Genomic DNA, 12,204 nt, shown 5'->3' with positions numbered 1-12,204 from the left:
GAGCGAGCCTGCTCGCGAAGGCGTCAGCACAATCACTACAAGTGACCGGATCAAACCACTTGGTCACATATTTCGCGCAAACATCGGCCATCGTGCTGGCTATTGCATAGAACTGGACAGTCACAAAGTCTTTGCGGCATAGTCGCCGGGTTCTGACGATTGCTCATTCATAACAAGGACTACGCAGATGGCGACCCTCCTGGTGCTGCACGGCCCCAACCTGAACCTGCTCGGCACCCGCGAACCCGGCACTTACGGTTCAACGACCCTGGCGCAGATCAATCAGGATCTGGAGCGCCGCGCTCGTGAAGCCGGCCATCATCTGCTGTATCTGCAAAGCAATGCCGAGTACGAATTGATCGACCGCATCCACGCCGCGCGTGGCGAAGGGGTCGATTTCATTCTGATCAATCCAGCAGCTTTTACGCACACAAGTGTCGCATTACGTGACGCGTTGCTGGGAGTGAGCATCCCATTCATCGAAGTGCATTTGTCCAACGTGCACAAACGCGAACCTTTCCGCCATCACTCTTACTTCTCCGACGTAGCGGTGGGAGTGATCTGCGGCCTTGGCGCCAGCGGTTACCGACTGGCCCTGGAGGCTGCGCTAGAACAGCTTGAAACACAGGCAACGGCTTGAACTACAAGCGTTAAACGCCCCTGACCGACCCTTGGGAGTTGATGATTCATGGATATCCGTAAAGTTAAGAAACTGATCGAATTGCTGGAAGAGTCCGGCATCGACGAGCTCGAGATCAAGGAAGGCGAAGAGTCCGTACGCATCAGCCGTCACAGCAAGACCCCGGCTCAGCAGTACTACGCGCCGGCTCCGATGCACGCTCCGGCTGCCGCACCTGCCGCCGCTGCTGCTCCGGTTGCTGCCGCAGCCCCGGCTGCCGCTGCTGCACCAGCGCTGAACGGCACTGTTGCCCGTTCGCCGATGGTCGGTACCTTCTATCGCAAATCTTCGCCAACCTCGCCGTCCTTCGTTGAAGTCGGCCAGACCGTGAAGAAAGGCGACACTCTGTGCATCGTCGAAGCCATGAAGATGATGAACCACATCGAAGCTGAAACCAGCGGTGTGATCGAGTCCATCCTCGTCGAAGACGGCCAGCCGGTTGAGTACGACCAACCGCTGTTCACCATCGTTTGAACTGCGGAGAGCCTTTGATGACTGCGAAGTTGGAAAAAGTTCTGATCGCTAACCGCGGTGAGATCGCCCTGCGGATTCTGCGTGCCTGCAAAGAGATGGGCATCAAGACCGTCGCCGTTTACTCCAAGGCCGACAAAGAGCTGATGCACCTGGGTCTGGCAGACGAATCCGTCTGCATCGGCCCGGCTTCTGCCGCTCAGTCCTACCTGCACATCCCGGCCATCATCGCTGCCGCTGAAGTGACTGGCGCTACCGCCATTCACCCAGGCTACGGTTTCCTCGCGGAAAACGCCGATTTTGCCGAGCAGGTCGAGAACTCCGGCTTCGCGTTCATCGGCCCGAAAGCCGACACCATTCGCCTGATGGGTGACAAGGTCTCGGCCAAGCACGCGATGATCGAAGCAGGCGTGCCAACCGTTCCAGGTTCCGACGGCCCGCTGCCGGAAGACGAAGAAACGGCATTGCGCATCGGTCGTGAAGTCGGCTACCCGGTGATCATCAAAGCCGCTGGTGGCGGTGGTGGTCGCGGCATGCGCGTGGTGCACAAGGAAGAAGACCTGATCGCCTCGGCGAAACTGACCCGCTCCGAAGCAGGCGCGGCGTTCGGCAACCCGATGGTCTATCTGGAAAAATTCCTGACCAATCCGCGCCACGTCGAAGTGCAGGTCCTGTCCGACGGCCAGGGCCACGCCATCCATCTGGGCGACCGCGATTGCTCGCTGCAACGCCGCCACCAGAAGGTTCTCGAAGAAGCGCCGGCACCGGGCATCGACGAGAAGGCTCGCGAAGAAGTGTTGGCTCGTTGCGTCAAGGCGTGCATCGACATCGGTTACCGTGGCGCCGGCACCTTCGAGTTCCTCTACGAAAACGGTCGCTTCTACTTCATCGAAATGAACACCCGTGTTCAGGTGGAGCACCCGGTTTCGGAAATGGTTACCGGTATCGACATCGTCAAGGAGATGCTCAGCATCGCCGCTGGCAACAAGCTGTCGTTCACTCAGGATGACGTGGTTATTCGTGGCCACTCGCTGGAATGCCGGATCAACGCTGAAGACCCGAAAACCTTCATGCCGAGTCCGGGCACGGTCAAGCATTTCCACGCACCAGGCGGCAACGGCGTTCGCGTCGATTCGCACCTGTACAGCGGTTATGCGGTTCCACCGAACTACGACTCGCTGATCGGCAAGCTGATCACTTACGGCGCGACCCGCGACGAAGCCATGGCCCGCATGCGCAATGCCCTGGACGAAATCGTGGTTGACGGGATCAAGACCAACATCCCGCTGCACCGTGACCTGGTTCGTGACGAAGGCTTCTGCAAAGGTGGCGTGAACATTCACTACCTCGAGCACAAGCTGGCCAAGCAGTCGTAAGACTGACCTGGCGTGGAAAAACCCGATCCCTGTGGATCGGGTTTTTTTATGCCTGCAACCAGCGCATCAGTTCATCGACACCAAGGTAAAAGCTTGCCCCTGAATCATTTCAGGGGTTGCCCGGCGCCCGTTTTGGTCGACTACAGCGCCAGAGGCATCTTGGTGCAATGGCTTTCGACGAAACCGCTCCATGAATACCTGTGCGCGTTTCGACACCGGATCGCTGGCATATCTGGCCCGCTGCAAAACCGGCGAATACAAGCGCTCAACCTGGCTGGCGGAAGTCTTGAACACCGTCGAAACACCGTTGTTCAGATTCAACGAAACAGCATAGGTATTACCCAGACAGGAAGAATACGACCAGTAATCCCATGTCGGCCTCAGCCCCTGTTGACGCAATACACTCCTGACCGGTCCACCGATGTCGGTGCCGGTCAGCCAGTCACCGCCCACCAGCGTGACCCGAACATCTTTGGGCGAGCCTCCCAGACGCGTCATCGCATCCTTGACGGTGTGGTTGATCAGCGAGCGAACGTTGTGATCGAAATGAATGACTGCGCCGACCTTTGTCGTCGGGTTGTACATCGAGGCAATCACGCAGGTCTGCGCATTCAGCGAAAACAGATAATTGTCCATAGACCCGGCGACAAACTTCGCCACCACAGCCTCGCCCTGCAACGCACCACGGTTCAGCACTGGCTCGACCCGGCCGGGAAACGCATTGCGCAGATTGTTCACTCGACCAAGATTACGTACCTGATCATTGCCGCCGCGCAGCCCGACCCGGTCATGCGTCCATTTGCCACTCGCAGTCAGACGTACGGGGCGCTGATAAATGGCTTCGGGGCGCCGGGCATCGATCAGGCTGAGCCCCCCGAAATGTGGGTTTTCCCTGACCTGGAAGTACTTGCCTCTGTTGCGGATGTAATAGGTCGGCTGGGGCTGTGCAGCACTGGGCGGACTGCGCCATGTGCCAAAAAAGACACCTTCTTCAGTGACCTGCTGCAAATTATCCGGCTTGTTGCTGACGGCCTGTCTGGCGTGAAAACGCACCTTGCGAACCGCCGGCAGCGCTTCCTTGCGAATCGGAGCCACGGTGCTCAAGCGTTCGGTGAGCAATGAGACCGGCCGCGTCGTGTGCTTCAGATTTCTGACCGTGCGCCCGAGTAACTTGACCGTACTGCCGGCGCCAACCATGGCAAACAGCGCGCCCCACGACGCCTCAAGCCAATGGCCGAGCGCGCCATCGACATCGCCTTCCAGATGCGCCGCGACGGCATCACCGGCACTGACGGCGATGAACACCACGTCCAACAACAAGGCGAAGGGCGGAAACACCATGCAGAACGGCGCGGCGGCGAACATCAGTCCCTTGACCACCTGTCTTTCGATCATTTCCGCGCGGCTGGTCGTGATGTCGTGCACATCCGTAACCGAGCGCTCGATGTAAGCGTTGAACTCAACCCGCGCGTCGCTCACTCGCTGCGCTTCGTACAGCGTATCGACGCGCTGATTTTTTACCGCTATCGCATGCAAGGAGAGCGAAACGGTTTTGCGTGCAGCAACCGCCGTGCGCGCCATCAAGTAGTCATGCAGCTCGCCGGCGATGTCGCCAAACAGTGAATGGTACGGGCGCACCGCAAGGCCGTCAGGAGCATCCGGGGTATACAACCACCAAGACGGCTCGGGATCGAAAGCGGTAAAAACATAAACCCCGAGTACGACATGACCACGCACAGTAAACCTGAATACGCCGTCAGTCGTGACCCTGCTGGCGCCCGGCAAATGGCCCCCTGACGTTGGCAATTGACTCAACAGCGAGACCTGGCGGACGAGCGCTGTATACACCGTGTCGCTTAGCCGTGCCTGACTTCGCGCAACCCGCAAGTCACGATCCATTGTCGACAGCAGCACATTGCGCCAGGCAAACCGGCGCGGCTCGTAGTCCGCATGGCGAGCGTCGAGATATTTGCCTCGGATCTCGCTGGCGTACTTCTCACCCAGCCAGGCCCCGCGCAGATACAACGCCAGATCGGCGCTGCGCACCTCGCTCAGATCCTGGCCAACGGATGAGCGCACGCCCTTTTTCGGATTGTCGATACCAGCGTTGTCGTCGTAGCCGTAGATCGCCAGATCGAGCAGGCTGGCTACCGACTGTTTCCTGCGATCGGCGATGCCGGCGTTGTAATCGATCAACACGGTGGCCGGATCAACCGGTTCCAGCACCTGTTTGCTGCGCATATAAGGCGCGATCTCTGCGGTCACCGTGCGTCTGGCAAAATCGACAAAGACTTCGAAACCGCCCAGCAACTCATTGAAGACCTGCTGATGAACAACCAGCTCCTGATTCAGGCTGCTGAGGCGTCGACGCGCATCCAGGGTCAGCGTTGAGTTCCAGCGCAGTAAATTGTCCTCTTCGACCTGCTGCAGGTTTTTGGCCAGGCCCATTTTTACAGCCGCTTCGACGCACTGAGCGAACGGCAGGGGCGCACGCCGAATATCACTGCTCATACCCCAACGGCCAGGGTCGGCAGCCACGGCGACAAGATACTCCCGCGCTCGGCGATGGGCAGTGGGAGAAAGCTGCTGCAAAAGATATTCGCGACCGGACTCGCTCTGCGTCCAGCCCCAGACCTCTCCGGTCAATGCCGCCAGCGAAGGCAGGCGCACCCACTCCTGGCCGTCTGGCTTGTTTGGCGCGTACAGCAGCAGATCGCTCACCGCTGGTGCAGGCTCTTGCCGGTAAAACACCAGAAAGTCGGCACACTGCATGCCGTTGGGTAAAGCCAGTGCGGCGACGCGCAAAGATTCGCCCATGGCTTCCCCCGCCCACATCGATTCGAGACGATCATGATCGTCCACCGCCAGATGCCCCGCACAACGCGCAACGAACGCGCTTTGCTTGAGTCGCGCGACAAACCAGTCGATCAAGGCCTTTTGTACGTCCTCGCGCTCATACTGCCCGGCGAGGGCTCGCAGGTACCCGACCGGATAATCCTGGCCGGCCAGCATGTCGGCGATGAATGCCGGCTCCAGCGGCTGATTGCGTCGCGAAGGACCACTGGTGACTTCCAGAACGGCAGCGAAATCCGTACCGATCGGCCCCGCCGCGAGCAACTGGCTCAAACTGCGGTTCTGCGTCGGCTCGCCGACCGCTGAAAGCCACCTCAGGCGGACATCGATCCGGTCCGGTTCCACCTCCATGTCGAGTTTGAGCTGGATATAGTCAATCGCCTGTTGCCGGGCATAGGCGCGCAACGAGCCGTAGCCTTCCAGCAGGTCATCGAGCGCTGCCTGGGCCTGCGACGTCTGTTCTTGATAACGGCGCAGCCTGGCACGCTCCGGTTCGTTCAGCACCCGCAGCCAATGCGGCAATTGCGCGTATGACTGCGCTTCGAGCCTCTTCTTTTCCGCACCCGTTGCCAGTGCGGTCAACCGATAGCGGCGAGCGCCTCGTTCCTGAACCTTTTCGATTTGCCTGCGCAATCGATCCGGCGTCAGTCGCACGAGCCGGTCAGTGTGGAACAGCGCGTCGATGTCATCGATATAACGCTGCAATTTGCGCAAAACCAACTGATCGAACGCAGCCTCCTGCCCCTTGGTTTCCCAATGTGTTCGCAGGTAGTTTTTGTATTGATCAAGGAAATGCTCAGAAACGCTCTCCACAGTCTGGATGACCGCTTGACGATGGCCGAGCGGAAATCCCCGGTCAGCAGCACCCGGCCAGCGGTACGGAGCGTCCTGAATCGCCAGGTACATCATCGGCTTGCCGTCGATGATTTTCTGCAGAATCGAATCGAGCAAAGCCAGCACAAAAGCCGGATCGATATTGCCGTGCGGGTAATGATTGCGCAGCTCGGTCAACGCGAAAGCTTCCATGGCCTCCAATAAGGTCAGCTGACTGCTCAGGCGCTTGTCGATGAGTACCTGCCAACGCGTGATCCGCAGCAGAATCTCCTGGGCCGTTCCTGTGGGCGCAGCGGCTTCCGGTGGTTTTTCTTCTACAATCCCTTGTTCACTCGCCATATCGTCCAGCCCGCTTGCGTAGAAATGAGCTTTCACTCTATTTGCCGGCAACCGCGCTCCGGGGATACATATGTATATCGCGCCGGCGAATGTGTAACAGCCAAGAGGCGTGTCCACTTTGCCGGCGACCTGGCGTAAACTGCGCGCTTTTGCAGCTTCGGGCTGCCCCACAGATTTTCAAAGGTGCCCGCCATGCCTTGGCTGCAAGTCCGTCTCGCCATCACCCCCGAACAAGCCGAAACCTACGAGGACGCATTTCTCGAAGTCGGCGCCGTATCGGTGACCTTCATGGACGCCGAAGACCAGCCGATCTTCGAACCGGAACTCAACACCACCCCCTTGTGGTCGCACACCCACTTGCTGGCGTTGTTCGAAGGCGGCACCGAACCAGCCCCGGTACTGGCCCACCTGGAACTGCTGACCGGCAGCCCGCTACCCGAACACCACAGCGAAGTCATCGAAGATCAGGACTGGGAGCGCAGCTGGATGGACGGTTTCCAGCCGATGCGTTTCGGCCAGCGCCTGTGGATCGTGCCGAGCTGGCACGCCGCGCCGGAACCTGATGCGGTCAACCTGCTGCTGGATCCGGGCCTGGCGTTCGGCACCGGCACTCACCCGACCACCGCTTTGTGCCTGGAATGGCTCGACGGCCAGGACCTGAAAGACTGCGACGTGCTCGACTTCGGTTGCGGTTCGGGAATTCTGGCGATCGCCGCCCTGTTGCTCGGTGCGAAAGAAGCCGTTGGTACCGACATCGACGTGCAGGCACTGGAAGCCTCGCGCGACAACGCCGGTCGCAACAATATTGCCGACGAACTGTTCCCGCTGTACCTGCCGCAAGACTTGCCGCAGGTTCAAGCTGACGTGCTGGTCGCCAACATTCTTGCCGGTCCGCTGGTTTCGCTGGCGCCGCAACTGTCTGGCCTGGTCAAATCCGGCGGTCGTCTGGCCCTGTCGGGCATCCTCGCTGAACAAGGTGATGAAGTCGCTGCCGCTTATGCACAGGACTTCGATCTCGACCCGATCGCCAATCGCGATGGCTGGGTGCGCATCACCGGCCGTCGGCGCTAATATGTCCGCCTGCATAATCCGGATCGCCGCATGACTGACAGCTTCGTCACCCAGTGCCCGCATTGCCAAACCAGTTTCCGTGTCAGCCATGCTCAATTGAGCGTGGCCCGCGGGGTGGTTCGCTGCGGCTCCTGCCTGCAAGTGTTCAACGCCGCCAAACAGCTGCTGGAACAACACGCTGGCAAGGACGCGGTGACGCCGGTCGCGCCTTCGCTTGCCGAGCCACCGCCGATTGTCGAGTCGACGCCAGCCGTCGAACCCGTAGCCATCGTCGAGCCGCCGGCACCGCGCGCCATCAGCCAAAAGCAGTGGAGCGCCTCGGAGCTGGATCTCGACAGCCTCGATCTGGACCAGGAACTTGCCCGCCTCGAGCAACGGGAAATCCAGCCGACCACCGAATTCGGTCGTCCCCACGAAGATTCCCTGAGCGCCCGGCGCGACATGCCTGAGCCGGACGAAACCGTCTGGCGCGACAGCCTGTTCAGCGAACATGCCGATGAGCACACGATCGAGCCCGACGACGAGGCAGAAGTCTCGGAGATCGAACCGGCCAAAGCCGCGCGCACTGAGCCTTCGCTGACTTTGGAACCGGTAGATCTCGACGACGAGCCGGCGATCCCGCAACTGCGCCTTCACGACCCGATCGATCCGAACGCCCGTCGTGAACGATTTTCTGCCAGCGACGATATCGATGACGGCGACGAGTTGCCATCGATCGAGCCGCTGCGCAAAAAGCGCGAGCGCGCAGAACCCGGTGTACGTGCTGAAGTCCTGCAGGACCTGACTGACGACCCGCTGCAACTGGACTGGCAGAAACGCCGCTCGCCGTGGGGACGCCGTTTGCTCTGGTTGCTGTTGGTGCTACTGGCGGCGGGCGGACTGGCTGCCCAATACATCGCCTATCATTTCGACGAACTGGCCCGCCAGGATCAATACCGTCCGTGGTTCCAGCAAATCTGCCCGCAGATCGGCTGCACGGTGCCGTCCAAGGTCGACATCGCCCGGATCAAGAGCAGCAATCTGGTGGTGCGCAGTCATCCGGAGTTCAACGGCGCATTGGTGGTCGACGCGATCATTTATAACCGCGCGACGTTCTCTCAGCCCTTTCCATTACTGGAACTGCGTTTCGCCGACCTCAATGGACACTTGATCGCCAGTCGTCGCTTCAAACCCGGCGAGTACCTCAGAGGGGACCTCGAAGGTCTGGCGGAAATGCCGCCGCAAACGCCGATCCACATTGCGCTGGATATCCTCGACCCAGGCCCGAAAGCAGTGAATTACAGCCTGAGTTTCCACTCGCCCGAGTGAATCCCTGCGGCGGTTTGCAATTGACGGCGGTTTTCTGACTTTGCCACCCACAACCAAACCTGTGGCGATAACGGAATAACTGTTCAGATTTTGTTCAATTCAGCCTTTATCCAGTCATCGAGAGCGGGTATCATGCCAACCCTTTTTCGAACTCTCATGATCCGGCCCCACCTCAGGGAAGTCCTATGTCGGCGGTACGCATCGGCCCATACACATTGCAGAACGGCTTGATTCTCGCCCCGATGGCGGGCGTCACCGACCAGCCCTTTCGTCAGCTGTGCAAGCGTTTGGGCGCAGGGCTTGTAGTCTCGGAAATGGTCACCAGTGACATGAGCCTGTGGAACACCCGCAAGTCGCGCATGCGCATGATCCACGAAGGCGATCCCGAGCCCCGCTCGGTGCAGATTGCCGGTGGCGACGCGCAGATGCTGGCGGATGCGGCCCGGGCCAACGTCGAATTGGGCGCGCAGATTATTGATATCAACATGGGTTGCCCGGCAAAGAAGGTCTGCAACAAGGCCGCCGGTTCCGCGTTGTTGAAGGACGAAGCACTGGTGACCGAGATCCTGCAGGCCGTTGTGGCTGCGGTTGATGTGCCGGTCACCTTGAAGATCCGCACCGGATGGGATCGCGACAACAAGAACGGCCTGACCGTGGCGAAGATCGCCGAGCAGGCCGGGATCACCGCGCTGGCAGTGCATGGCCGCACTCGCGCCGATCTGTACACCGGTGAAGCCGAGTACGACACGATTGCCGCGATCAAGCAGGCGGTGTCGATGCCGGTGTTTGCCAATGGCGATATCGATTCGCCGGAAAAGGCCCGTTACGTGCTCGACGCGACCGGTGCCGATGGCCTGTTGGTAGGCCGCGCCGCCCAAGGGCGGCCATGGATTTTTCGCGAGATCGAACACTTCCTGCGTACCGGCGAGAAATTGCCGGCACCGGAACTGATCGAAGTGGAACACATTCTGCTGGAGCATCTGGCCGCCCTTCACGCTTTCTATGGGGATGTGATGGGCGTGCGCATTGCGCGCAAGCATGTGGGCTGGTATCTCGCAACCTTGCCGGGCGCCAGGGAGTTTCGCGCCCACTTCAATCGTTTGGATGGTACGGAAACACAATGCGCCAACGTTCGGGAGTTTTTCGCCGAGCGTTACAAGAGCCTGACAGGGGACGAAGAAGGGGTGGCCGCATGACGATGATGACCGAGACTTTAGTGAGTGGAACAGCACCCGTGAGCGACAACGTGAATTTGAAACAGCACCTCAATACCCCGAGCGAAGAAGGCCAGACCCTTCGCGGGAGTGTCGAGAAGGCGCTGCACAATTATTTCGCCCACCTTGAGGGCGCGTCCGTCACGGATGTGTACAACCTGGTGCTCTCCGAAGTCGAGGCTCCCCTGCTCGAAAGCGTGATGAACTACGTCAAGGGCAACCAGACCAAGGCCAGTGAGCTGCTCGGACTTAACCGCGGCACGCTGCGCAAGAAACTCAAGCAGTACGATCTGCTGTAAGCATTCAATCAAACCAGAAAGGCGCCCGCGTAAAAAACGGTCGCCTTTTTTGCTGACTTCCTTTGCTTTTGATGGAAATTGAGATGACCGACCAGACTACCCGCCTGCCGATCCGCCGCGCCTTGATCAGCGTTTCCGACAAGACCGGGATCCTCGAATTCGCCAAGGAGCTTGAAGCTCTGGGCGTCGAGATCCTCTCCACCGGCGGAACGTTCAAGCTGCTGCGCGACAACGGTGTTGCCGCAGTGGAAGTCGCGGATTACACCGGTTTCGCCGAAATGATGGACGGTCGGGTGAAAACCCTGCACCCGAAAATCCACGGCGGCATCCTCGGTCGTCGCGGTATCGACGACGCAATCATGAGCGAGCACGGCATCAAGCCGATCGATCTGGTGGCGGTCAACCTGTACCCGTTCGAAGCCACCATCAACAAGCCAGGCTGCGACCTGCCGACCGCCATCGAGAACATCGACATCGGCGGCCCGACCATGGTCCGTTCGGCAGCGAAAAACCATAAAGACGTAGCGATCGTGGTGAATGCCAGCGATTACGCCAGCGTCCTGGAAGGGCTGAAAGCCGGTGGCCTGACGTACGCGCAGCGTTTCGACCTGATGCTCAAGGCCTTCGAACACACGGCCGCCTACGACGGCATGATCGCCAACTACATGGGCACCGTGAATCAAGCGGCTGAAACCCTGAGCACTGAAGGCCGCAGCGAATTCCCGCGCACCTTCAACAGCCAGTTCATCAAGGCCCAGGAAATGCGCTACGGCGAGAACCCGCACCAGAGCGCGGCGTTCTACGTGGAAGCCAAGCCTGCCGAAGTCGGCATCGCTACCGCGACCCAACTGCAAGGCAAAGAACTGTCGTACAACAACGTGGCCGACACCGACGCCGCGCTGGAATGCGTGAAGAGCTTCGTCAAGCCAGCCTGCGTGATCGTCAAGCACGCCAACCCGTGCGGCGTGGCGGTCAGCCCGGACGCTGAAGGCGGCATCCGTCAGGCCTATGAACTGGCTTACGCCACCGATACCGAATCGGCGTTCGGCGGCATCATCGCCTTCAACCGTGAACTGGATGCCGAGACCGCCAAAGCGATCGTCGAGCGTCAGTTCGTTGAAGTGATCATCGCCCCAAGCGTCAGTGCAGAAGCCCGCGCCATCGTTGCGGCCAAAGCCAACGTGCGCCTGCTGGCCTGCGGCGAGTGGTCGGCAGACCGCGCAGCCGCGTGGGACTACAAGCGTGTCAATGGCGGACTGCTGGTACAGAGCCGCGACATCGGCATGATCAGCGCCGATGACCTGAAAGTCGTGACCAAACGCGCGCCGACCGAACAGGAAATCCACGACCTGATCTTCGCCTGGAAAGTGGCCAAGTACGTGAAGTCCAACGCCATCGTCTACGCCAAGAACCGTCAGACCATCGGTGTCGGCGCTGGCCAGATGAGCCGCGTAAACTCGGCACGTATCGCCGCGATCAAGGCTGAGCACGCCGGTCTGCAAGTAGCGGGTTCGGTGATGGCATCGGACGCGTTCTTCCCGTTCCGCGACGGCCTCGACAACGCGGCCAAGGTCGGCATCACTGCAGTGATCCAGCCGGGCGGCTCGATGCGTGATGCTGAAGTGATTGCTGCTGCCGATGAGGCTGGCATCGCCATGGTCTTTACGGGCATGCGTCACTTCCGTCACTGATTATTGCTTGATCGTACCCACGCTCTGCGTGGGCACGCAGCCCGGGACGCTCCGCGTCCCTTGGACGCA

General features: G+C 60.0%; 9 protein-coding genes. 8 read left to right on the top strand and 1 reads right to left on the bottom strand.

Translation table 11 applies throughout. The annotated features are described in order from the left end of the window. Positions 1 to 187 precede the first annotated feature (187 nt). Genes aroQ through accC form a run of 3 tightly spaced genes read left to right on the top strand, consistent with a single transcriptional unit; the run spans position 188 to position 2,526 of the window. Positions 188 to 640: a type II 3-dehydroquinate dehydratase gene (gene aroQ, locus CKW26_RS02500; protein WP_093430249.1), complete on the top strand. Its 453-nt coding sequence runs from the start codon at positions 188 to 190 to the stop codon at positions 638 to 640. Between the two features lie 48 nt (positions 641 to 688). Continuing rightward, complete coding sequence (gene accB, locus CKW26_RS02495; protein WP_093430248.1) at positions 689 to 1,153, top strand: acetyl-CoA carboxylase biotin carboxyl carrier protein; 465 nt, start codon at positions 689 to 691, stop codon at positions 1,151 to 1,153. A gap of 17 nt (positions 1,154 to 1,170) precedes the next feature. Then, on the top strand, positions 1,171 to 2,526 hold the full coding sequence (gene accC / locus CKW26_RS02490; RefSeq protein WP_093430247.1) for an acetyl-CoA carboxylase biotin carboxylase subunit: 1,356 nt from the start codon (positions 1,171 to 1,173) through the stop codon (positions 2,524 to 2,526). A 66-nt stretch (positions 2,527 to 2,592) separates the two neighbouring features. On the opposite strand, the gene CKW26_RS02485 is transcribed toward accC, so the two are convergent. Beyond that, positions 2,593 to 6,552, bottom strand: coding sequence for a type III effector 1 (locus CKW26_RS02485; RefSeq protein ID WP_095047357.1), 3,960 nt, complete (start codon positions 6,550 to 6,552; stop codon positions 2,593 to 2,595). A gap of 192 nt (positions 6,553 to 6,744) precedes the next feature. Here CKW26_RS02485 and prmA point away from each other — a divergent pair, with 192 nt between their 5' ends. The 5 genes from prmA to purH all read left to right on the top strand — a co-directional run bounded on the left by prmA (position 6,745) and on the right by purH (position 12,135). Further along, positions 6,745 to 7,623 (top strand): 50S ribosomal protein L11 methyltransferase, encoded by an 879-nt coding sequence (prmA, locus tag CKW26_RS02480; protein WP_093430245.1) that lies wholly within the window; start codon positions 6,745 to 6,747, stop codon positions 7,621 to 7,623. Between the two features lie 30 nt (positions 7,624 to 7,653). Continuing rightward, on the top strand, positions 7,654 to 8,931 hold the full coding sequence (locus CKW26_RS02475; protein ID WP_095047356.1) for a DUF3426 domain-containing protein: 1,278 nt from the start codon (positions 7,654 to 7,656) through the stop codon (positions 8,929 to 8,931). Between the two features lie 185 nt (positions 8,932 to 9,116). Then, a complete protein-coding gene (gene dusB, locus CKW26_RS02470) occupies positions 9,117 to 10,127 on the top strand; it encodes a tRNA dihydrouridine synthase DusB (protein ID WP_093430243.1) in 1,011 nt (336 codons plus the stop codon). Next, positions 10,124 to 10,444 carry a DNA-binding transcriptional regulator Fis gene (fis, locus tag CKW26_RS02465; protein ID WP_003221275.1) on the top strand — a complete coding sequence of 107 codons (321 nt, stop codon included), beginning with the start codon at positions 10,124 to 10,126 and terminating at the stop codon, positions 10,442 to 10,444. The genes dusB and fis overlap by 4 nt, the downstream gene beginning before the upstream one ends. A gap of 83 nt (positions 10,445 to 10,527) precedes the next feature. Beyond that, positions 10,528 to 12,135, top strand: a complete 1,608-nt coding sequence (purH, locus tag CKW26_RS02460) for a bifunctional phosphoribosylaminoimidazolecarboxamide formyltransferase/IMP cyclohydrolase (RefSeq protein ID WP_095047355.1) — start codon at positions 10,528 to 10,530, stop codon at positions 12,133 to 12,135. Positions 12,136 to 12,204: the final 69 nt, after the last annotated feature.

The sequence above is a fragment of the Pseudomonas sp. Irchel s3h9 genome, assembly GCF_900187475.1.
In the GTDB taxonomy this organism is placed as follows: Bacteria; Pseudomonadota; Gammaproteobacteria; order Pseudomonadales; family Pseudomonadaceae; genus Aquipseudomonas; species Aquipseudomonas neuropathica.
Note: the sequence above shows the minus strand (reverse complement) of the source record. Positions and strands in the feature narration are given on the sequence as shown.

Excerpts from the sequence above, each read along its gene's own strand:
- aroQ (WP_093430249.1), top strand. The coding sequence starts at position 188 with ATGGCGACCCTCCTGGTGCTGCACGGCCCCAACCTGAACCTGCTCGGC.
- accB (WP_093430248.1), top strand. The coding sequence starts at position 689 with ATGGATATCCGTAAAGTTAAGAAACTGATCGAATTGCTGGAAGAGTCC.
- accC (WP_093430247.1), top strand. The coding sequence starts at position 1,171 with ATGACTGCGAAGTTGGAAAAAGTTCTGATCGCTAACCGCGGTGAGATC.
- CKW26_RS02485 (WP_095047357.1), bottom strand. The coding sequence starts at position 6,552 with ATGGCGAGTGAACAAGGGATTGTAGAAGAAAAACCACCGGAAGCCGCT.
- prmA (WP_093430245.1), top strand. The coding sequence starts at position 6,745 with ATGCCTTGGCTGCAAGTCCGTCTCGCCATCACCCCCGAACAAGCCGAA.
- CKW26_RS02475 (WP_095047356.1), top strand. The coding sequence starts at position 7,654 with ATGACTGACAGCTTCGTCACCCAGTGCCCGCATTGCCAAACCAGTTTC.
- dusB (WP_093430243.1), top strand. The coding sequence starts at position 9,117 with ATGTCGGCGGTACGCATCGGCCCATACACATTGCAGAACGGCTTGATT.
- fis (WP_003221275.1), top strand. The coding sequence starts at position 10,124 with ATGACGATGATGACCGAGACTTTAGTGAGTGGAACAGCACCCGTGAGC.
- purH (WP_095047355.1), top strand. The coding sequence starts at position 10,528 with ATGACCGACCAGACTACCCGCCTGCCGATCCGCCGCGCCTTGATCAGC.